The organism is Parabacteroides goldsteinii (assembly GCF_020091425.1).
GTDB lineage: Bacteria > Bacteroidota > Bacteroidia > Bacteroidales > Tannerellaceae > Parabacteroides > Parabacteroides goldsteinii.
The window spans coordinates 5,254,121-5,277,438 of record NZ_CP081906.1 but is presented as its reverse complement, the minus strand read 5'-3'; the positions used below and the strand labels follow the sequence as shown (position 1 = coordinate 5,277,438).

17 protein-coding genes are annotated in these 23,318 nt (G+C 39.6%); 9 read left to right on the top strand and 8 right to left on the bottom strand.

The features are described from left to right. Window positions 1–81: 81 nt before the first annotated feature. The 8 genes from K6V26_RS22100 to K6V26_RS22065 all read right to left on the bottom strand — a co-directional run bounded on the left by K6V26_RS22100 (window position 82) and on the right by K6V26_RS22065 (window position 13,878). The gene (locus tag K6V26_RS22100) at window positions 82–2,496 is read right to left on the bottom strand and encodes a glycoside hydrolase family 95 protein (protein ID WP_224263883.1); all 2,415 of its coding nucleotides are present in this window, start codon (window positions 2,494–2,496) and stop codon (window positions 82–84) included. Window positions 2,497–3,080: 584 nt separating this feature from the next. Then, a complete protein-coding gene (locus K6V26_RS22095; RefSeq protein WP_224263882.1) occupies window positions 3,081–5,741 on the bottom strand; it encodes a beta-galactosidase in 2,661 nt (886 codons plus the stop codon). 102 nt (window positions 5,742–5,843) lie between these two features. Next, on the bottom strand, window positions 5,844–6,305 hold the full coding sequence (locus K6V26_RS22090; RefSeq protein WP_224263881.1) for a DUF5018-related domain-containing protein: 462 nt from the start codon (window positions 6,303–6,305) through the stop codon (window positions 5,844–5,846). A 33-nt stretch (window positions 6,306–6,338) separates the two neighbouring features. Then, the gene (locus tag K6V26_RS22085) at window positions 6,339–8,081 is read right to left on the bottom strand and encodes a RagB/SusD family nutrient uptake outer membrane protein (protein WP_224263880.1); all 1,743 of its coding nucleotides are present in this window, start codon (window positions 8,079–8,081) and stop codon (window positions 6,339–6,341) included. 28 nt (window positions 8,082–8,109) lie between these two features. After that, window positions 8,110–11,481, bottom strand: coding sequence for a SusC/RagA family TonB-linked outer membrane protein (locus tag K6V26_RS22080; RefSeq protein WP_224263879.1), 3,372 nt, complete (start codon window positions 11,479–11,481; stop codon window positions 8,110–8,112). A 167-nt stretch (window positions 11,482–11,648) separates the two neighbouring features. Continuing rightward, a complete protein-coding gene (locus tag K6V26_RS22075; protein WP_224263878.1) occupies window positions 11,649–12,614 on the bottom strand; it encodes a FecR family protein in 966 nt (321 codons plus the stop codon). A 95-nt stretch (window positions 12,615–12,709) separates the two neighbouring features. Further along, window positions 12,710–13,273, bottom strand: a complete 564-nt coding sequence (locus tag K6V26_RS22070; RefSeq protein WP_046145791.1) for an RNA polymerase sigma-70 factor — start codon at window positions 13,271–13,273, stop codon at window positions 12,710–12,712. Further along, window positions 13,270–13,878, bottom strand: coding sequence for an HU family DNA-binding protein (locus K6V26_RS22065; RefSeq protein ID WP_009860572.1), 609 nt, complete (start codon window positions 13,876–13,878; stop codon window positions 13,270–13,272). The genes K6V26_RS22070 and K6V26_RS22065 overlap by 4 nt, the downstream gene beginning before the upstream one ends. Window positions 13,879–14,203: 325 nt before the next feature. Here K6V26_RS22065 and K6V26_RS22060 point away from each other — a divergent pair, with 325 nt between their 5' ends. The 9 genes from K6V26_RS22060 to K6V26_RS22020 all read left to right on the top strand — a co-directional run bounded on the left by K6V26_RS22060 (window position 14,204) and on the right by K6V26_RS22020 (window position 23,211). Next, on the top strand, window positions 14,204–15,553 hold the full coding sequence (locus K6V26_RS22060; protein WP_224263877.1) for a S41 family peptidase: 1,350 nt from the start codon (window positions 14,204–14,206) through the stop codon (window positions 15,551–15,553). Window positions 15,554–15,762: 209 nt separating this feature from the next. Then, complete coding sequence (locus tag K6V26_RS22055) at window positions 15,763–16,545, top strand: glycosyltransferase family 2 protein (protein WP_224263876.1); 783 nt, start codon at window positions 15,763–15,765, stop codon at window positions 16,543–16,545. A 189-nt stretch (window positions 16,546–16,734) separates the two neighbouring features. Further along, window positions 16,735–18,030 (top strand): hypothetical protein, encoded by a 1,296-nt coding sequence (locus K6V26_RS22050; protein WP_224263875.1) that lies wholly within the window; start codon window positions 16,735–16,737, stop codon window positions 18,028–18,030. A 28-nt stretch (window positions 18,031–18,058) separates the two neighbouring features. Continuing rightward, window positions 18,059–18,463, top strand: a complete 405-nt coding sequence (locus tag K6V26_RS22045) for a hypothetical protein (RefSeq protein WP_010801275.1) — start codon at window positions 18,059–18,061, stop codon at window positions 18,461–18,463. A gap of 94 nt (window positions 18,464–18,557) precedes the next feature. Continuing rightward, entirely contained in the window at window positions 18,558–19,754 is a 1,197-nt protein-coding gene (locus tag K6V26_RS22040) for a 6-bladed beta-propeller (RefSeq protein WP_224263874.1), read from the top strand. Window positions 19,755–19,775: 21 nt separating this feature from the next. Next, window positions 19,776–20,399 (top strand): hypothetical protein, encoded by a 624-nt coding sequence (locus K6V26_RS22035; protein WP_009860586.1) that lies wholly within the window; start codon window positions 19,776–19,778, stop codon window positions 20,397–20,399. A 26-nt stretch (window positions 20,400–20,425) separates the two neighbouring features. Continuing rightward, window positions 20,426–21,103, top strand: coding sequence for a signal peptidase I (lepB, locus tag K6V26_RS22030; protein ID WP_010801277.1), 678 nt, complete (start codon window positions 20,426–20,428; stop codon window positions 21,101–21,103). A 300-nt stretch (window positions 21,104–21,403) separates the two neighbouring features. Further along, a complete protein-coding gene (locus tag K6V26_RS22025) occupies window positions 21,404–21,958 on the top strand; it encodes an RNA polymerase sigma factor (protein WP_009860588.1) in 555 nt (184 codons plus the stop codon). 59 nt (window positions 21,959–22,017) lie between these two features. Further along, complete coding sequence (locus tag K6V26_RS22020) at window positions 22,018–23,211, top strand: FecR family protein (RefSeq protein WP_224263873.1); 1,194 nt, start codon at window positions 22,018–22,020, stop codon at window positions 23,209–23,211. Window positions 23,212–23,318 lie beyond the last annotated feature (107 nt).

The window sequence follows — 23,318 nt, the reverse complement described above, 5'->3', positions numbered from 1 at the left end:
GTCTTCAAAGGTAGTGGAAAATGTTATTTTGAAGACTGATTCTTTTCGTAAAAAGTACGCAAAGGTTTGCGCTTTCAATAACTATTTATTCCATTTCCAGATTACCCCTTTTTTCAAACCGTTTGCCTGCAAATAATTACCGTTATACCAGATACGGAATTTATTCCCCTGTAGCGATTTAACGGAAGCATCGACTATTTGTCCGTTTTCCCATTTCACCGCCACTTCAAATCCTCCCCGGGCTTTTAAGCCTGAGAATTCTCCTTTTTTCCAATCGGCAGGAAGGGAGGGAAGTAATTGAATGATATAACCTCCCTGATCGTACACATGACTCTGTAACAACATTTCGGCTATCCCTGCCGTTGTTCCGAAGTTAGCGTCGATCTGGAAAGGAGGACATATTGTGAAGAGGTTCGGGTTGATGCATTTCTTCATGACATCGTTCAGGTTCTCTTTCGCTTTTTCGGCCTGATGCAAGCGGGCATATTGGCTGATGGCCCATGCCGAACTCCAACCGACATAGCCTCTGCGATGCTGGATGCGGTAGTCCAGCGATTTGTTGGCAGCCTCGATCAGGTCGGGAGTTTGCAGCATATTGATCTGCGATCCCGGATGGATGGCGAACAGGTGGGAGATATGACGGTGACCAGGTTCAACTTCAGGGAACTCGTCGGCCCATTCCATGATGCGTCCGTCAGAACCAATTTTCGTATCGGCCAAACGATCTTTTGCATCAGCAACCTGGCGTGTAAAATCATCGTCGATGGATAATTCGCTGGATATCATGGCGAAGTCGTCAAACAGTTGCCAGATAGTTTGCTGGTCGTGTGCCGGTCCCATGCTGATCTGGCTATGGCTGCCATCGGGAGCGACAAACGTATTTTCCGGAGAAACAGCAGGACCGGAAACTAGTTCTTTTGTTTTCGGGTTCTCTGTCAGCCAATCCATATAAAACTCGATAGCTCCTTTCAGTACAGGATATGTTTTGCGTAAAAAGTCTTTATCGCCTGTAAACCGATAGTGTTCACCGATATGTTGGCAAATCCATGCCGGAGCACCGGTGTGCATACCCCAGGAAGCTGCTTCGCCCGGAGAGGTATATCCCCATACGTTCGTGATAGGGTGTACTACCCAGCCCTTCTTATTGTATTGGATTTGTGCGGTCTTGGTCCCTGGTTCAACTAGCGAAGCAATCAGGTCGAACATTGGCAGATGCATTTCTGACAGGTTGGTTACTTCCGCAGGCCAGTAGTTCATTTCGATATTGACGTCGGTATGATAATCGCCATTCCAGGCGGTCTGAAGCTTGTTTGCCCAGATACCTTGCAGGTTGGCGGGCATAGTACCCGGTCGCGACGACGAGATCAGGAGGTAACGGCCATATTGGAACATTTGTTCATATAGGTGAGGGTCTATCATGCCTTTTCGGGCATTCATAACCTTAATGTCGGTAGGGATCGTATCAGGCGTATTTGTCAGTTGCAGATTTGCTCTTTGGAAATAGTCGGTATATTCTTTTACATGTGTTTCATAAAGCTGATTGTAAGATTTGTTTATAGCTTTATTTAAAGATGCTTCGGTGATGCTGCTGAAATCCCGTCCTTTGTAGATGGGATATTCCAGCTTATAATCTGTCGATGCGGTTAAAAACAGAAGAACTTCATCCGCATCTTTCACTGTCAAGGTAGAATCAGAATACGTAACGGAACCATTCATCGGTACAGCTTTTAACCTTGTCATGTATTGAAGCCCATCTCCTCCTTTACCGTCTGAAAGTGCCCCGGCCATGATCAGTTGCTCGTTTTCCGTATAGGTAGAGTAGCGTTCCGGCCGGTTCATCCGGCAAGTAAAAGAGAGTTGCTGCTTTTTATCCGCAGATATTCTCATGACCATGGACTGATCCGGGTGGCTGATAAAGATTTCACGTTTGAAATTTACATCTCCTTGTTTGTAGGAAATCCTGGCTGTCGCATCATCCAGATTCAGTTCCCTGCGATAATCGGTGTAGGGCGATTTATTATCGAAGTCGATCCACAAGTCGCCCATCGTTTGATAACATCCGAAAGGGGCGTTGCTGCCTTGTCCGTGCCCGGAACCTTTTCCGGTACATATTTGTGTACGGTTTGTCAGGTCTGTGGCTTCTTTATATTTACCGTCAAACAATAGTTGTTTGATTTCTTCTATATGTTTGGCCGCTTCCAGATTGTCGCTATCCTGTATGCTTCCTGACCACATGGTCTCTTCATTTAGTTGGATACGTTCTTTGTGTACATCTCCAAAGACCATAGCACCGAGTGAACCGTTTCCTAAAGGTAAGGCTTTCAGCCACTCTGCATCATCGTCATATCCTTTATTTGGATTATCCGTGGCGGTTGCGTCGGCGGGAGTATTGTACCATAATGTTAATGGTACTTCTTTATGTTCCACGGAACAGGCGGTAAAACATAAAGAAAAGAGGCCTATAACAGAAACTATGCTTCTAATTTGTTTTTTCATGACTTATAAGTTCTTATAAATATAATCGGTGGAATTTCTTCACAGTCTTTAATATTACTTCTGTACGGAGAAAGTAAAATAAAGACTGTGTAAAATTAAGGAACAGACTTCTATTATAGTTGATAAAATGAGATGAATACTTTGCATAATTCGATATTATCAGGATAATGATAGTTGTTTTATTATTGTATAGAGTGCTAGTTGAAATTAAGCTGTATCCATCCGGCTACGTCTCCGTCTTCGGCGATATATGAATCCAGATATCTTGTCCTGTTGGAGTCGTAATTAAAGTAGAACTCATTACCTGCATCAGAATAATTGGCAACCAGGAAGGATATAGCATCGGGTAAAACCCAAGCTCTGAAATGTTGCTTTCCATTCGACTCGATTGTTACGACAACTTCGATTTTTGGGTTTTCTTTGGTGTATATTCAATGTTTTATCAAAATGGAACTTCTTCGAAATATTGTTGAAGATTTAGGAACAAAAGTAAAGAATTCTGTAAGTATCGCGAGATATGGTGGTACTTACAGAATTCTTTTTACTTTGTTCCTTACGGGAGAGCAGTTATAGATATCTATGATTTATTGATTATTTAGTTCGAATCGATACTCCTGTTTTACCAGTATATCGGAAATGGTCGGAACGACACAATCTGCCGGAACGACATTTTTCTCGAAATAAATAGGAACATCAGCCGATTTCAGCCCGTCGATGCGGATCACCATCGGATTAGTATCGATGGATTCTTTCAGGCGGCTTAAGCTGAGAATCCATTCTGTGCCGTCATAGAAGGAGTCGCCGATCAGATTTCCGTTCAGGTAAGCGTTGGCTACATCTCCTTTATAAGAAATATACATACGTGTTTCCTCGTTGCCACAAGTCGCAGCCGGAGCTTTTACTTCATAAAGGCCTATATATTCTTCAGGAGCAAAGGCGGAAGGCTTGTTCTTTCCGGTAGTTGTTGCAACAGGTTTGTTGTCTGCCGATAACCAGGTTGCATCTGTATTCCAGAGGATACGTTTACCATTCTTCAAAAGAACTTCTATTTCCGCTGTGATCTCTTTTCTATTAGAAAGATTAAATTCGATCGTATTGTTGCCGTTTTGAATGAAGTCGGTTACATTAGCATAGGAATAACTGCCCATAGATGTCGTTTTTGTTTCTTTTCCGTTGATCATACAACTGATTGGATCGGATGATACATAACGTAAATAGGCGCGTTCTACTTTTGAGAATGTGCTCAATGAGAACTGACGTTTTGCTATATTACCTTCTGTTGGACGTATCCACAGGCTTTTTTCCATCGGAGTGATCGGACGAAATTCTGCTTGCAGATTATGCGCGCTGCTTTGGAATGTTTGTTGCTTGAAATTACCGTCCTCATATGTCCATATCTCTGTTGACGGTTGATCGTCGATTAGAGTGATCTTATCGTTATCGTAGATCAACGATGAATTAGTAATAGCTACAAATTCTTTTCCTTTCAATGTCCCTTTCCATATATGATCTGATTCTTCCTCTGTGAGCGTAACAAAGCGTACTTTGGAACCATTCTCTTTCGTGATTTCAATGGAACACTCTTTTCCCGGGGTCAACCGGTCGATAAAATACCCGTTTTTTTCTTTCCGGGATGTACCGTTCTTTACTTCAACGCTCCGGATTCCTTTGTCTTCAATCAAATATTCGCCGGGTATAAAATCATCTTCAAAGAAGAAATAAGTATCAGTATTTCCTTCTTTCAGTGAACAGACGGGTTGTGTTGTCGAGTATTTCAGTAACACTTCGCTGAACTGCTGGTTGAACGGCCAAAGGAAATAAGTTCCGCCTTTAACGGTTACCTTTTTGCGTGGTATGTGGATGGTTTCGTCTTTGAGCTTTATAGAGAACTGAACATTTTTATAGTCCTTCCGGGTATGTTTATATAAGTAGTTGGAACAGAACAGATACCCTGCCGATTCGTTCAGGCGTACGGCCCATTGCAAATTGTCCCTGTCCTGATTGCTGGTAGGTAGGTAAGCTACAGCCGGAGCCAGCGCTGTTCCGAAATCATTCATGAAATAGTTATATTTCTTCGTTTCCTGCATGACTGTACCCAAAGTTCCGAATTCACGGATGGGGGCCTGGTAGTCGTAACTGATGCGAGGACCGGATGATTGGTATGTACTTATTTTCCCGACAGGATTAGTACCACCGGTGTACATATAATATCCCATCATATTGGCTCCGCACCCCAAGCGTAGATTGATGTTTTCTCCCGCCATTTCTTCCGGAACGACGGCACGGCGGTGGTAGAAAGCTGTGGTGCCTACGCCTATTTCACAGGTGAAGAAAGGGGAGTCATTATTTTCTCCGCTCAAAGATTCTACGTCTCCTTCAAGTTTGATAATATCGGTACCAATATTATCAGACAGACGGTTATAAGTGAAAAACTCAAAATTGGAAGTGGGTATTTCATTCTTTCCGGATGCGGTCCACGGAGCTTCGATATAGAATCCGGCGTAAGGAACGATTTCCCCTTTCGGATATTCACTGTCCATCCAGTGGGTCATACTGTAAAGCGGCAGATCAAAACCTATTTCAACTGCCATCTTTTTTAAGGTTAACAAATGCGGAATAATCATGCCTTTACGAACATATTCGTTTTCCAGTTGGAGCGCCATGACAGGACCTCCGTCTTTCCATAGTAATCCCTTTACTTGGTCGTATACGGCTTGATACCATCGACGGACATATTCGAGATACAAGGGATCGTTTGAACGTGTTACCAGGTTTTTGTTGCTGACAATCCAATCGGGTAGACCGCCGTTCTTGATTTCCGCATTACAATAAGGACCGAAGCGCAGGTGGACTTTCATATCGAGTTCCTTGCATAATTCTACAAAGCAGCGGAGATTCAGATGGCCTTCCCAGGAAAGTTCGCCTTCTACTTCCTCGTGTAATGACCAGATGCAGTAAGTTGCCACAATATTGATGCCTGAAGCTTTCATCTTGAGCAATGCATCGCGCCAATACCGATGGTCGGTTCTATTGTAATGGAATTCTCCCATGACGGGAAGTTGCGGAATGCCTTCTTCTTCCATGTACAGATTGTTGACACGGATCTCTTTTCCGGCAGGACCGGTATGACCCAATTCCAGGTAGTTTAGTGTGGGAGGTGTGATTTTACTTAAATTTATTTGGTACTGGGCGGATAAGCTTCCGGAAATACATAACGCCACAATGAATAGTACTTTTTTCTTCATGGTTGTTATTTATAGTTTAAATTATTTTATTTCAAAAAAAGGCTGCATCAAAAATCATGTGAAAGAAAAATGATGCAGCCTTGTATGAGTGTCAACTAGATGTTATTTGCTAAAATCTGAGATTATGATGGTCCAATTGGCTGTATCGCCATTGCCGGCAACAACCTTGTAGGTAAATTCTTTGGCAGAAAAATCGGCCGGAAAAGTACCCATTTGCGGAGCATTGCCTACGGGAGAAATACGAACTGCCGTAGATGCATCCACATTGATTGCCAATGTTTGTAGAGAAACCTGTTCTCTGATGTCTGCCGTAAAAGTAGTATTGGCAGCCGGTACATGGATAGAACAGTAGATTTCCTTTTTATCATTATCAATCGTTTTTTCTACCTCCATTTCTATTACCCGCATTCTTTTTTCTGTTTCGTCCCACCAACGATATTCGAAACGGACATTGGTAATGTCGTTTTGATCGAATGTTTCCAGTTCATCCAGCCCGGCTTTCAGACAGGAGGTATTGATGATCACTAATAACACCAGAATTAAATAGTTATATAACGTCTTCATTTCTATTCGTTTTTTATAGTTATTTGTTATTAATTACCAGCCTTCGTTCTGATCGAGTGACGGGTTGTTTATTCTTTCTCCTTCAGGCACGGGAAACAGATATCTTTTCTTTGTAAAGACACGTTCGTTGAAAGCTGTTTGATAAGGTAAGGCGATAATTTCAAAACTTTTTCCATCTTCGGAAATGCTGATAGAATGATGTACTTTCGTCAATTCATCGATTGTGCTTTTACCTTCAACCTTTCCCCATCGCAACAAGCTCCAATATCTGTCACCTTCGTGTACCAGGTCGATGCGGCGTTCGCGTTTGTAAACTTTCCAAGCTTCTTCAGCAGATAGATTCGTGGGTAATTCAGGCATGCCGCCGTGTATGGTACGGGTCTTGTTTATATATTCGATAGCCGTAGGGATGTTACCTTGGCGCAACATAACCTCTGCATAGTTTAGATAAGAACGTCCCAAACGCAAAACAATTTGATGATAAAAAGTCGGCTCCGTATTTAACAACGGTTTTGCCGTATATACCCCTTTACGCCATACATATCCTGTAAGTGCCATTCCCCAATCACCTCCGGCTTTACTGTCCCAATGTAAATTACCTTTATCACGCATAGTAACCAAGCTGTTAAAGTATGTACTGGAATCCTGTACGATTGTTGCATAGAAACGATTATCTCGATTCCGGTAAATCGCATCTGATACATATCCGCCGTTTTGTTGATAGTTTTTGTAAAAACTGCTTTGATTCCAGTCTTTGGCTGTTCCGTCAACATCTTTGACTTCGTATTCATTGACCAGGTCTACCGAAGGGAACATGCCGATCCAACCTTCAAAACTATCGTTTAACGGAGGATTTTTAGCAAATTCTTTCAATTTGTCGTTGTTTACATTCGGTACGAGGGTTTGCATCCAGGTATCTGCAAATTTAGTATTATTTTCGTGTCTGAATTGCGCCAAAATGATTTCTTTGGAACCTAACGCATAATCGAATTCATTGAACATTTTTTCGTAATCGGTATCCAATTCATATTGTCCGAGAGCGAAAAGATCTTCACTTGCCTTCTTGGCAATGTTGTAGTATTCCTCTTGTCCTGATTCGATATAAGCAGCACCGTGAAGGGCAACTTCTGCCATCAACGCATAGGCGGCACCTTGAGTTAGTGAACCGACTTCGGCGCTTGGGACAGAAACTGGTAAATCGATAACAGCTTCCTGCAAATCTTTCAAAATAAAGTCGTATGTATCTTTGATTGTTTCCGTTCTGGGAAATTCCATATTTTCTTCTGGATCAATGACACGGTCTACAATCATCAGTTTTCCGAACAAGCGGGCACGACTGAAATAGATCATGGCACGTTGCATTTTAGCCTGTGCGATCAAATGCTTTTTATCCTGTTCCAAAAAAGTGGTGTTTTCTTCCATCTTCTGAAGCATAAGATTACATTTGCGGATGTTTTCATAAATATCTCCAATTTTATTATCATTTCCATCCGGATTCCAACCGGCATCATAATAACGATCGATCTGTTCCTTATTCACATTGGAAGCTCCTCCGTCATCTTGAATCACATCATTGTCTGTCCATTTGTCACTCCAGATTAATCGTCCGGTAGCGTAATTTTGTGAGGGATACAAAAAGGCTTGCGCCAGTTCTGCACTTTCCCATACGTCATTTTCTGAGAACTTATCTAACGGACCTTTATCCAAGATGTCGCTACAAGCCGTACTCCCAATGAGTAGAGCCAGTGATATTGTTTTAATAGCTATATTTCTCATCTTTTTAATGTCTAAATATTATACTGTTTTAAAATCCTACTGTTACGCCTACGGAGTAAACACGTTGTACCGGGTAACCTCCGTTTGTACTTGTGGTTTCCGGATCGAAATATTCTGATACTCCGGAAATTGTAAACAGGTTACTTCCTGTCAGGCTGACTTTGCACATACTGAGCCAGTTGGCACTTTTCAATAATTTGTATTTGAAATCGTAAGCTAGTGACAAGTTTTTCAAACGTAAGAAAGATGCGTTCTTGAACCAAAAGCTTGATTTTTCCTGATTATTTTTTCCATTTATATTAGCAGATAAAGATCTTCTTGGGAACATGGCATCTGGATTATCTTCCCGCCAGTAATCCAGTTGATATTCATTTTTTATATAAAGTGATTCGTCTTTCTTTGTGTTGACTCCAAATTCCATGTGGCGTTTACCGGTCCCGTAGAACAGTCCGGATAAAGAGAAGCCTTTATAAGAAAGAGCAAAATCTACACCGTATGTGAAATGCGGAGCCTCCGGCATGCCGTAACGAATCTGATCTTCACCATCGATTTTACCATCGCCATTCAGATCCTGATAAGCGATATCTCCTAATTTAGTTTCAGAAGATGCTAATCTGCGGGGCACTCCCAGTATTTGTCCGACTGATTGGTATAGGCCGTTGTCAATAAGCATGACATCCCTGTAATCTGTTTGATGCACACTTCGTTTATACGGGTTTTTCAAAGTAGACAAAGCTTCTTCCTGTTTCACTACGGATAGATTGTTGTAGTACGTCATGTTCGTTCCGACTTCATATTGGAAATCTCCGACAGAGTCGCCCCATCTCATGGATAATTCGAAACCTTCGCGACGATGTTCGTTTTTCGATTTGATCTGTGGCAGTTTGGTTCCCAGCGGAGTGGTATAACGATCTGCCGGATTAACCAAACCTCCTTTGGTTACATAGAAGAAATAATCGATCGAACCTTTCAAACGATGGTTTAAGAAAGCAACGTCAATACCATAGTTTAATGAATTGCGGGTAAACCAGCTTAGCAATTCGGGAGAAGTTAATTCACCTTCATTGAATCCGGATAATAAATTTCCTCCGATGCAAATCGCGTTTTCTGCCATATTGTAAGTAGATAAATAGCCGAATCGGTTTACATTAGCTTCTGTTCCCATCTGTCCGTAAGAACCACGCAGTTTTAAAAGGTCTACATTTTTTAAGTCGAAGCTTTTGAAAAAAGGTTCTTCTGTGATGTCCCATCCCAAAGCAACAGATGGGAAGAATCCCCAACGGTGTCCCGGGGCAAAGTTGTCCGAGCCGTCATAGCGGAAACTACCTTCAATGTAGTAGCGGTTTGCAAAATCATATTTTAAACGGCCGACCAGCCCCATGCGTCCACCTTCTTTTGAGTTTCCTGCATTTTGCATGGTTGTGCTTGAACCGGCAAATAACTGGTCAACCGTACTTGAGAGATAATCTCTACGTGAAGCCCAGAAGTCATGGCCGGTGTTCTCTGCTGCCGTGAATACGGCTTTCGCGTCAATAGAATGTACATCGGCAAACGTACGCTGGAAAGAGGCGCTCAATTCAAACTGGTAAGATTCACCAAAGTAGGCCTCCTCTTTTAAAGAGGGCTTGGCAACTTCCAACTGTGACCCATCTATGCCATATTGGGGTGCGCGAGCGGAAAGTTTTTTCACGTGGCTGGAGTTGACACGGTAATAGAGCATAGTACCGAGCGACAATCCTTTCACCCAAGGTAAAGCCCAGTCTGCGACAAATTGCGTATTGAGGTACATTCCGTCGTTCTTGTCGTATCCTGAACGTTCATCCATTTCCATCAGCGGGTTATCGGATACAGTGCTTAAAGTGCCATCTTCATTGTAAGCCAAGTCCAGAGGTGATTTTGCATTTAAGTGATCCCAAATGGTATTGGCTGAATAGGATGGATATTTTTTCTTTTCCATTGCCGCATTGATGTTCAAAGCCACTTTTAGCCCGATTTCTTCAAAGGTTGTGTTCACATTGCTACGGAGATTGTATCTGGAATAATTCAGGGCATCTGATGTATATAAACTTCCCTGGTCGAATGCTGCTAGTGACAAATAATAGTTTACGTCTTTTTGATTACCTGTCATAGATAACGAATGTCTGTATTCCGGAGCGAAATTCTTTAACCCTAACGCATACCAATCCGTATTGGGGTATAAATAAGGATTAGACTGATTTTTTATAGTTTCCATCTCTTCTTGAGAGAATTGGTGGTATTCTCCATATCCGTCAGCCGTGGCTGCTTGGTTTTGAACACTTGCGAATGTATAAGCATCTATCTTTTTCGGCAAAACGGTCGGTTGGCTGTATTGAGCGTTCAAAGAATAAACGATGGATCTTTTTCCTTTTCGTCCTTCTTTTGTTTTTACTAGTACAATACCGTCAGCTGCACGTGAACCGTAAACGGCCAATGAAGCGGCATCTTTTAGAATGGAGATACTTTCGATATCTTCCGGGTTTAACGTTTTGAACTCCCAGCTATCTGTGGAAATGATACCGTCGATAACATAGACAGGATCTCCGCCGCCTCGAATGGATATCTTGGGTTCACTTCCAGGTTCTCCTCCTTGATTCTGTATGACAACACCGGCAGCTCTACCTTGTAAGGTGGATGCCACGTTCGGGAATGGCAGATCTTGCAATGTTTCACCTTTTACAGATGTAACAGCCGATACCATTTTTTTAGCAGAGGTTGTACCGTAACCAATCACAACCACTTCGTCCAATAATTTTGTATCTTCTTTTAATGAGATAGCAAATTCGCTTTTATTTCCTATTTTGATCTCTTGTGGAAGGAACCCGATATAGGAGACTACTAATGTTGCTTGTTCGGGTACTTCCAGCGTGAAACGTCCGTCCATATCGGTGACCGTACCGATGGTGCTCCCTTTTATCATGATGTTGGCACCGGCAACAGGTCCTAAGTTGTCAGAAACAATACCCGTAATCTTTTTTTTATTTTGTTGGACAGAGGCACTTTTCGTACGTAACGAAATATACCCCTCATTAAAATTATAGGCAATTTCACTATTACCGAATACCTCTTCCAGCACTTTGGATACAGGTTTATTCTTTGCATTTACATGTATCTCTTCCTGCAGGTCAATCTCTTTTTCGCTGTACATGAAAAGATAATCGGTCTGCCTTTCTATCTCATTGATAAATTCTTTGAGTGGCAGATTATTCCTGCTGATGCTCACTTTTGCATTTTGCGAATGCAAAGAGGTTGCACTAAGCTGGAAAATTGCAATTAACGTGAGAACTGTTGTTATTTTCATAATACGAATTGTATGCTTTAATTCAATATAATTGACACAATTGAACAATAGCAATAAGTTTTTTTTCATAACTTTGCTCATAGCTTTAAAAGTTAATACTGTTTTTGAATGTTTGTGGAATACATGAAAGAAGGAAGGTATTGACTTGGGGTGAGTGCTGGTAACACTTGCCCCTTTTTTATACCATTCCTGTGTAATGATCTGGCTTTACTTCATAGGCATTCTATTTTTAGGTGAATATGTTGTATTTAATATATTTCGATCTCTTCGTTATTGATTATCTTATACTGGAAATGATGCACCCCTTGTAACGCTTTCAGGATCCTTTCAATTTCATCACTCTGGCGGAACTTACCAGATACATACTGGTCGATCCGGGCAGATGATTTCACATCGAATTTTACGTTATACCATAACGTGAGATAATCCAGTATTTCCGAGAATTTCTTGTTGCTGAAATAGAATATTCCGCTTTTCAGATATTCTTCGTTGTTGAATGAAGCGGCTGTTTTTATCAGATTCCCATTCGACAAGGATACCATCTCGTTGGGTTTCAGTATAATGTTTTCCTCCGGCTTACTGTTATTTGTGACTTGTACACTCCCCTTTACCAGGTTTGTTTCAAATCGTTCGCTTTCCGAATAAGCAAATACATTGAAGCGGGTTCCGAGTACCTTTATATCATAACGTTGTGTTTTCACGATAAAAGGTCGTTTGGCATCTTTTGTTACCGAGAAAAATCCTTCACCATCCAGTTCTACCGAACGTTCATCCTTGCTGAATTCATTCGGTATTTTGATAACGGAGCGGGGGCTTAACCAGGCTTCTGTCCCGTCTTGTAGGGTCATAAAGATACGTTGACCTTTAGGGACTTCTATCTTTGTATAGAGCGGTGCTTTTTCTTCCGGAATGAATTTGTCGGTAAGCAGCCAGATGTTAATCAGTAAGATGGCTACGACAGCGGCATATTTTGCCAGATTGAGATAAAGCCGGCGGGCCTGTTTCCGGTTGATGCGACTTCCCAGTTCTTCCATTTTGAGTGAAGCCCATTTATCGTCTCCATTTTGTTCTCCCAGCTTTGAAATAGTTACCGTATTTTGCATACGGATAAATTCAGCTTTCTTTTCCGGACTGGATTCTATCTGGTCGAAGAGATCTTTCTTTTCTGTGTCTGAAAGTTCCCCAAGGAAATATTTATCTAGTTGTTCGTTCATGATACTTTATTACTCTTTCTATTAGTATGACGAAATACTTCCGACCATCTACTAGGCGGAAACAGAAAAAAAATAAATTTTTTTTGGAAAAGATTTTAGATAATGAAAATAAAGAGAGGGAGGTAGTCTTTCAATTCAACCTTTAATTTACGTATAGCGGTTACGATGTGATTTTGTACGGTATGGACAGAAATATTCAGTTGCGTGGCTATTTCCTCATGCTTTAATCCGTTCATTCTGCTCAGAATGAACACCTGCCGGCATTTCTCCGGCAGGTGTTCAATTGCCTGGGCTAATAAATTTTCTATTTCTTTTTCGGTAAAAATGTTTTCATCGAATTGCATCAAGGCTTCCATTTTCAGTTTCAGTTCTCTGTCCTGTAGACTGTCCAGTGATTCTTTTTTACTGTCTATTAATGTTTTATGGCGATAAAAGTCGATGCATCTGTTTTTAGCCAGTGTGAACAGGAAAGCGTTGAGGTTGGTCAGGGACTCCAGCATATCGCGGTGTTCCCACAAATACATGAAAATATCCTGTACGATGTTTTCGGCATCTTCGATGGATACAACATATTCGCGTGCGAACCGTACCAATTTAGGAAAATATATCAGATATATTTTCGAAAAGGCATGTTTCTCTGTCCCTGAAAAGTTATTCATATTTTTTCCTGTTTATTAATGGGCACATATAATACAGCCTTTCCATATCCCAGCTTTTTTATTCTGCCGTCTTCGATCAGCTCTTTCAGGTCGCGCACGGCTGTGGACCGGTTACATCCGTTTAACCGCATGTATTGTGCCGCAGTGAAAAACTCTTTTTCTTCCGATGCGATCAGCATACGGCCTTTCCGTTGTTCAGGAGAATAGCTTGTAGCACAGGCATCGGAGTCCCTTTCCAGGTCTATAGACTTCAAACGATTTTTTAATTTTTTACTCCCTTTGAAATGCACATTCCCGAAATTTACGGACCAGGAACGTATTTCTTTTTTATCCATCACCGGGCGACTTTTCAGGGAGATGGAAAATGAACCCAGGTCATCTAACTCGACAGTATATCCGTACCGCAGATTTTTCGAAATAACTTTGGCCAGCGCATCCAGCATTCCTTTGGTGGTGGCCGTGGAATAGCCGCAACTATCAGCTATCTCTTCTGCAATCTCCTGTGTATGGATCGTTCCTCTGGGTACAATCCGGGCATGTAAAGGTTGCTTCTTTCCGTCGCCTTTGGGGTTCGGATTCTCATATAACGCATATTTTGCTCCCATAATAGTCGTTGTAAAAAGGTAAATTTCAGTTTAGTATTGCATATCACAGTTGTCTTCCTTTCATATCACAGTTGGATTCCGTTTGTTTCACAGATGGATTTCTTTTGTTTCACAACTGTGATACGAAAAGAGGATTTGTACAAATGTATAATATATCTCGGGAAAATCACTCTGTCTGGCAGGTAATTTTTTATTCCCGGCGGGTAATTGGGATTATCTTCGGGGAACTTTCGACGAAATGAATTAATAAGATATACTGTCGGATTATAGAATTAATGCCTATATTTGATGAGATTCAAAACATGACTGTAAATCCGGTGTTATTATGAGAAACTTGATAATAGGTATTTTGATGTGGTTATCCTTTATAGGATGTTCTGATAAGGATGGTTTGTTAAGTCCGGCAGAGATGAAAGAGGATATCCGGTTCTATTTTCATATGATCAGGGATATTCATCCGGATCCCTATCAACGTTATGATTCGCTGACTTTTGTCAGGTTGGAGGCTGAGATGATAGAGTCTTGTTCTGAGCCTATGGCGAGAGAGGATTTTGGATTCAGGTTGATGAAGACCCGTAAATTCCTGGACGGGCATGTCGGGGTTTTCGATTTCTTTTCTCCTCCGGGGCGCTATCATTTTCCGTCTGTTGAATTTCAGGGAAATCTGATGTTGTTAGGGAATGATACTTTATTGGCTGTGAGAGATTCTTTCGCTTCTTATACAGCCCTGGATGTAGATTCTATGATTCCGTGGGACCAGCCTTCGAAAATCCGAAATGAGAATATGAATTTATTGTTGAATTTGTTATTGTCTCCTGCAAATAAGAGTACAACGACCTATACCGGCGTATTAAAGACTGCGAATGGAACTCGTGATACGCTTATTTGTGTGGATACCCGTAGGGCAAAGAAGAATCCTATTTATACCCAGCCTTACTCTTCAAAATTATATCCGGAAGATTCAATAGCAGTTCTTTATTATAATAGTTGTATGATTTATGGCGAAGAAGATGTGAAGCGTTATAAGGAATACGTGGATACCTTTTTTGACGAACTGAAAAGTAAGGGGATAAAAACGTTGTTTATAGATGTCACGCATAATGGAGGCGGATCGGATGGTAATAATTCTGTCATAATAAATCATTTAAAAGCAGATGCGTTTACTTCCAAAGTAAGAATGACGGGTAAGAGAGCAGGGATAGAGGAATACCTTAAATCGGATCTGGTCAAGAAGTTCTTCAATGAAAATGAAACAACCAAAAATTATTGGTTGGAGACTTTTGGAAATCCTATTATGGAAAAGGGGGTAGCTGTTTTAGAAGAGTCTGCACCGGCCAGGGAATCCGGTTACGAAGGGAACGTGTTTGTGATTATGGGAAATAGAACATATTCTGCCGGAGCTGATTTTTGTTTATCAATAAAAGCGTTTAAGGCAGCTACATTAGTTGGGGAAAAGGCTGGTCAATATTATCCTATTTGTGGAAATGCTATCAGGGGGACTTTACCTAATTCGAAGGTAATGTATCAGATTCCTTCGACGGAAGCTTTTTATGAACCGGAAACTTTATTTGAGGATGGGTATATCTGTCCGGATATTTCATATCCGCTGAAGGAAGAGATGGGGGTGGAGGATTATAAAGGAATCTTAGAGTTGGAAAATAGCAAGGGAATTTAAAATATTTGTGTAAATATACACGACTTGTCAGGTTAGAAGACTAGCATGATACAACCGATAGGTTTGTCTGTATCATGCATTTATTCTTATCGAAGCATTTTCTCTATTTTTAGTGGGGTCATTTATTTTTTTCATGCGTTTGTATTAAAAGGATCTGTGTAATGTTGGTCATTAAACGGACGTTATGCGGATTATTATATTTAATATGTATGAAAAAGCCTCCTAAAAATATATCTATTGTAATCCCTTGCTTTAATGAGGATGCATGTCTTAATGTGTTGTATGAGGAACTGTGTCCGGTAATGGATAAATTATCTTGCCCTTATGAATTAATCTTCGTGGATGATGGAAGTACAGATCATACCCTGGAAACAATATTGCTATTGTCCGAACAGGATTCTCATGTCCGCTGGTTGAGTTTTTCCCGGAATTTCGGGCATCAGAAAGCATTGAAAGCTGGATTGGATTATTCACAGGGTGAAGTCGTTATTACTATGGATGCAGATATGCAACATCCATCAGCGTTAATTTTTGATATGTTAGCTTGTTGGGCGGATGGATATGATATCGTGGATACAATCCGGATAGATAGTAAACAGTCTAATTGTTTCAAAACAGTTAGTTCTCGTCTTTTTTACCGTCTGATGAATTTTTTATCTGATGTAACGGTAACAGAAGGTTGTGCAGATTTCCGCCTGCTCGACAGGAAAGTAATTGAGGCATTGCGTGGTTGTCGCGAAGAATACCTGTTCTTACGTGGGATGGTTTCATGGGTCGGTTTTCACAGGATACAGATACCTTATCAGGCTCGGATGCGTTATGCGGGGACTACGAAGTATTCTTTAAAGAAAATGATTTTGTTTGCCGTTTGCGGGATCACCTCTTTCAGTATCCGCCCGCTACGATGGGCTATTCTTTTTGCTGCTTTTTTCGCTTTACTTTCCATCACGGAAATTATTTATATGCTGTTTTTATTTCGGGGCAGGCTGTGACAGGCTGGGCATCTCTGGCTATACTGATTTCTGTGTTGGGGGCAGTAATCTTATTAATGCTCGGTATTATAGGAGAGTATTTGGGTAAAATGTTTATGCAGTGCAAAAACCGTCCTGAATATATTGTACGGTCGGGAAATAGTTCGTCATCTTTTAATGTGTAACCGGCTAAATATAAATGCTATGAATATGCCAACAAGAATAAAAAGGTATTGCCCTCTGTTTTTTATACTGGTGATGACGTGTATCGTTTATCATCCTTTGTCAGAAAATGATTTTCTGTATTATTGGGATGATCAATGGTGTGTGATTAATCCGTATACTTCCGGGGGACTTACCTGGGAGAATCTGTACCGAATTTTCACAGAAACTCATGGTGGTCAGTATTCGCCCCTGAATGAAATAGGCTATGTACTTATTTATTCATTATTCGGGTACTCTCCGGTGATATTTCATTTGGCCGGTTTGGGAGTACATCTGTTGAATGTCGTGTTGCTTTATTTTTTTCTTTCCGGTCTATTGACTCAATCATCCCGGCTTACGACGATGTATAACAAACAAATCGTTTTTCTGGCTACTTTGTTATGGGCAATCCATCCGGTCAACGTAGAACCGGTTGCCTGGATAAGCGCATCCAAAGTTCTTGTTTATACATCATTTTATTTAACGGGACTTTTATGCTACTTAAAATTTATCCGTACGGAAAAGTTAAGTTATTATGTGGTAACTCTGGCTTTAGCTCTTTGTTCCTGTTTAGGGAAAGAACAGGCTGTGGTATTTCCATTATGTTTATTACTGGTCGATTTTGTAACAGACAGAGGACTGCTTCGTCTGAAGACATGGGAAGAGAAACTGCCATTTCTGCTGCTGTCTCTTTATATGGGAACCATCCCCATGCTAGCACAAGGGTTCCGGCGGGAAGAGCTGGATTATCCATTGATTGACCGGGTTGTCTTTGCGGCTTATTCCTTAATCGAATATTTGACAAAATGTTTGATACCCATTAAATTGTCTTATTTGTATCCTTTCCCGATCTTACCGGGATACGCTATGCCTTTCCATTATTGGTTTTATCCGGTAGTCGTTGTTTTTGTCGTTTGTTGCATTTATCTGTTACGACAAAAAAGGATCATTATTTTTACTTCGTTATTTTTCCTGATACATCTGTTATTTGTACTTCATATTATACCTATATCACGATTTGCGATTGTGGCTGATCGATACCTCTATTTGCCGGGTGTTGGCGTTTGTCTTCTTATGGCCTATTTGTTTGTGACGATCATACATTTAAAAGTGAAACGTATTCAGTTCATGATGATTGTAGGGTTGATTCTCTATTTGTGTTATTTGGGCTGTTACACGAATTATTATGTCAGGCAATGGAAAAATAGCGATAGTGTGAAAAAGGAACTTCGGGAGTTGATAAACGAGCGAGAGGATATAAAAAATATGCAGGAGTTACAGCAACTCATGCGTAATCAATAAGTAATAACAATTAAAGTTGGAGGTAAGCATGACAAAGAAAAGCTTTCTGAAAATCGGTGGAGCAATGCTCCTTTTGGCAATTGTGTTAAACATCCAATACGCCTGGAGTGGCTATGGTGTTAAGGATCATCCGCTTCATTTAGAAGTGTTGGGGCAGAGTAATGATACCGGAACGAGTGGTGATATTGAGACACATCCTCTTTGGTCACGGCTAGCATCATCATGTACAATGGATGTTGAAGGGGAACCTGGTTCTGAGGTTTCTGTTTTTGGAATAAAAGTTAAAATTAGAGCTGATGGGATTGCTCCTATAATTGTTAGTGATGCTTCAGTAAAATGTCAACGTGGAGGTAATGCACAATGTACTCCTTTCTTTTGTGCGGACTTTTGGAAACAAATGACTGAAATGTATGGTACACCTGCTACGCAGTAACTTAGGAAAGATACTGCTCTGAAAGCAAATCGGTTTTATAGAACTGATCATTTTAGAGCAGTATTTATTGGTATAAATGCTAAATAGTAAAAGTATGAAGAAAAATATATTGTATGTATTGTTGATTTTTATATTTATTGCGTGTGATTTAACAAAAGAAGATAAGAAAAATACTGTGAGAGGAGATATCGTTTCTATACCGATAACGGAAATGGAAACTGATTACGGTAAATTATCCGATTTTGCAGAGGATATAAAAATGATTCCTCTTGAATTTTCGGGTGATTGTATATTGGACAAAGTTGAAAAGATTGTGATGTCTGACAGTTGTATTTTCATAATGGAAAGATATAATCAAAAGGGTATTTACGTTTTCGATCATAGTGGAAAATATTTATATAGGGTTGGAAATTGTGGACAGGGACCTGACGAATTTGTTGATTTATCTGATTTTTCGTTGAATGAAGAGCAACAACTTATTTATTTGTATGACATAATGAGAAAGAAAGTTCTTATTTTTTCTTTTGAAGGAGATTTTATAAAGGATATACAGATGAATTATTACGCAGATAAGTTTGAGTATCAAGATAACTTATTTTACCTATATAGGGAAAGTCCGGTTATGGGTGATCCTGCTTATTCTTTGGTAATCAAAGATGATAAAGGAAAAACGATTAATAAGTATTATCCGCTTATTAATAAATCTCCATATATTCATGATTGCATTTTCCGAAAACTCGATAATGAAATTCTTTTTGCAGAATACATGCGTGATTCTGTTTTTAGTGTAAGAAGTGGAGAGTTAACTCCAAAATATTTTATTGATTATAAAGATAAATCAATGAGTAAGGTCGACCGTGAGAGTATTCTTAAAAGAACTCGTCTTCCTCTGACAGTTCTATTAGAGTGTAAGAAAATGGCAGGGATTAAGGATATATTTGAAATAAATGACAAGGTCTTTATTAAAAATAAGCATATAGTTATTCCCCAGTTTACGGTTTACGACAAAAAGACACAAAAAGTCAAAACCTTTAGCCATATATTGAATGATTTTTTGTTTATAGGTCTTTCTCATCTAATTGGCCAATATAAAGATTATTTGATATCGGTAGGTCCGCAAGAAAGGTTGCAGGCAGCTATTAATATAGGTTTTAAGGTTTGGCAGGAAGAAGGACTTCTGACTGCTAAAAGAGCAAAAGAATTAACAGCGATGATTGAGGAACGTTTTCCGGATCGGAATAATATCGGGGAAACTAATCCGATGATCTTTTTATTGAAAGTAAAGAAGTAACAACTATAAAATTGAATCTATATGAAAAGAATCTATTTGTATATTGCTATTCTGATTTCCGTGGTAGCGAATATATTTTTAAATTTTGCCATGAAAAAGAATGACAATAAAGTCGTTTCACAGAATGAAATAGTTTCCGATGAGTATTTGAATGAAGAGTTGGGGAAGGCCTATTCTTATTTAAAACTGAACGGGAAAAAGTTTGAGAATGTAACAGGGACATTGGGGTATCAGGATAAAATGATAGGACGCATGGGACTGGAAACATTGATAAGAGGCTATAATGTCGTTTTCTATTTTTCGGACTTATCATGCTCCTCTTGTATTATGGAACAGCTGAATTCATTGGAAAAACTGAAAAAAATAATCGGAGGGAGGATGCTGATCATATCGCATTTGCCACGAAAAGATGTGCAAAATGAACTGCTACGATTGAAATCGGAAATACCGGTATTTTATATGGATGACAAGTATGTATCTGTGTTGGAGGAGTTCAGCAAAAATCATCCGGCGGCGATAACATGGATGATTACAGATGATTTGTTTATAGTCAGCTCTTGTGTGACTGATAGCCATACCAAACATTTTAATTCGGAATTTTATGATGCGATCGTACGATTCTTTAAGTATAAGGTAATATACTGAAAAATAAGTGGTAAAGTCATATTTTGATGAAAAAGGTCATTGCTGTTATTTTATTCATACTTTTTTGTCTTTTTATCCGGATTGCAGTAGGAGAGTTATGTATAGTACCTTCCGGTAGTATGGAACCGACACTCCTTTGCGGTGACAGGGTTTGGATAGATAAGATTACGTATGGAGCACGTTTCCCTGCTAGATGGGCGGATATTCCGGTTATTAATGTTTTTACATGGATACGCCCGTTGCGGAAAATGGACAGGAACACTCATTGGAAGTACAGGCGACTTCCTGGAATAGGCTATCCGGAAGTGGGTGATATAGTGGTTTTCAACAGTCCGGAAAGTACGGACCAATTATTAGTAAAGCGAATCACTCGGATAAAGAAGAAGAATGATACTTTGCATGTCAGACGGGACAATTATTTGTTCCTGAGAAAATTAATTGCAGAGGAAGGATGTGATGTGAGGATGAGAAAACGTTCTGTCTATATAAATGGTATTTGCGATTCTATTTATAGGCTCAAACGTACTTATTATTATGTTGAGGGAGATAACTCAGCCGATTCAAGGGATAGCCGGTGTTTTGGATATATTCCGGAAACCTTAATTGTGGGTAAATTTAATTACGTACTGTTTTCTGTTAACAATCTGGGGAATAAAGGCAAAAAGATTAGGTTTGGACGCTTTTTTTATAAAATAACCAGATAGGTCCTGATTCTTTTATCTCACATTGTTCCTGCCAAAGAGTTTGTTTGTAATAATCAACGTAGTTCTTGTAGAACAAATGCATTTTTATTAGCAATTGACCAAAGATGTATGAGATATTATTGATTCGGGTAAAAAAATCAAGCCTAAGAGGTCACTTTTTTGTGCCAAATCTCTTTTTTCATACAATATCATTCCTTTATAAAGGGATATAATACTTTTTTACCCTATTTTTGTATTTATTATTCCATCGTTCTACAAGAACTATGGAATAATGGTCCATTGCATAATAAATTAGGAAAAATGTTGAAAACAAAACAATGTGACTATAAAAGACTATATGAAAAATATGTAGGTCAGATGTATTCATATGGTAAGGCACTCGGTGTTGATGATGATGCGTTGTATGATTTGATTCATGATGTATTCCTACATTTTTTTGAACATCAGAATGAGATTGTCGATAATGATAATGTAAAATATTATCTTTTCCGGTGTTTAAAAAATCGAATGATTTCTGAAAAGCGGAAGGAAGTTACTATGGAAGATATCGATGAATCAGATGATTATCTGTTTTCTATAACTGTGTCCGGACTGGATTATATAGAAGAAGAGGAGGAGCGAAAGGAAATTGCCGAACAAATTGAAAATATGTTATGCAGTCTTACGGGACGACAAAGAGAAGCCATTTATTTACGCTATATGCAAGAATTAGAGTATGATGAAATTGCTGTATTACTGAATCTTACGACTAAGGGGACACGCAAATTAATATATCGCGCAATCGAACGTATGCGTGAGCAATATGGTCCTGTTTTATTTTATTTTTTTCTTTCCGATCATTTTTTTTCATTTTAATGGGGTCATATTTCTTCTTTGTGCGTATTTATTTAAATGAATACTCATAAAAGTAAGGAATGAGCGATAAACAAATACCAGAAATAGTACATAGATTGTTGCATGACCACAGTTTTGTCATGTGGTGTATGGTGCCGACCCAAGAGTTGGATATTAAATGGCATGCTTGGATAAAAGAACATCCGGAAAACCAGCGGGCTATTGACGAAGCACGTTTAATATTAAGATCAGTACGGTTGAACGAGTATTCTATTCCGGATGAAAAATCAGAACAAATTTGGCTGAGGTTACAAAACGAAATGCAGCAAAAGCGTTTTAAAAAGCGTAATCTATTTATGAGATATGCAGCGGCTTGTGCTGTTTTTGTAACAGTTAGTTTGGCAGGATACTGGTTAATGGATAGAGGTCTATTTTCAGGAAATAATCTGATGACAGGTATCGGTATGGCTATTGACACGGTTCATACAGAGGTTACATTGATAACAAAGGATCACAAAGTCATAAATGTGGAGGACAATACCTTGATATCTTTCAACTCTGATGTAACGATGAAAAACTCTCAGGATGAAGAACTCATTGTAAAAAAAATTGAGACTGAAGGGATTGAAAAGAATATTGATGAGACAGTGATGAATACGTTGGTCGTACCTAAAGGGCGCCGTTCTTCATTATTACTGGCTGACGGTTCTAAAATTTGGATAAACTCAGGGAGCGTGTTGCGTTTCCCTTCCCGGTTTGAAGGTGACGATCGTACTATCGAAGCGGAGGGGGAGATTTATATTGAGGTCGTAAAAAGTGGCAAACCTTTTCATGTGAAAACGGCTAGTTTTACAGTCAATGTGTTGGGGACTAAATTCAATCTTTCCGCTTATGGTGACGAGCAGGCACAATCAGTTGTTTTAGTAGAAGGTAGCGTGATGGTTGACACAAAGGAAGAAGAAAATATACAATTAACTCCAAATCATAAGTTGACCCTTCAGCCTGATAAACACGAAATTAATGAGGTAGATGTTTTAGACTATATCTCCTGGAAAGATGGCGTACTTATTTTTAAAGGAGAAACAATGGAAAATATCCTGATGCGTTTAAGTCGTTATTATAATGTGCAAATTGAATGTGCTCCTGGTATTGCCCAGCGGACAAGTTCCGGTAAACTCGTCTTGTTTGATAACATAGAGCAGGTCATGGAAACTTTTTCAATGCTTTATAATGTTCATTATCGCTTTGAATCAAATACATTACTAATAGAATAATAACTTAAAAAGAATTGCCTATGGAATATAGAATATGAAAAACGCTTGAAATTAAAAGCCCGAACGATGGGCAAGATCGTTCGGACTTGTCAGAAATTTAAATTTTC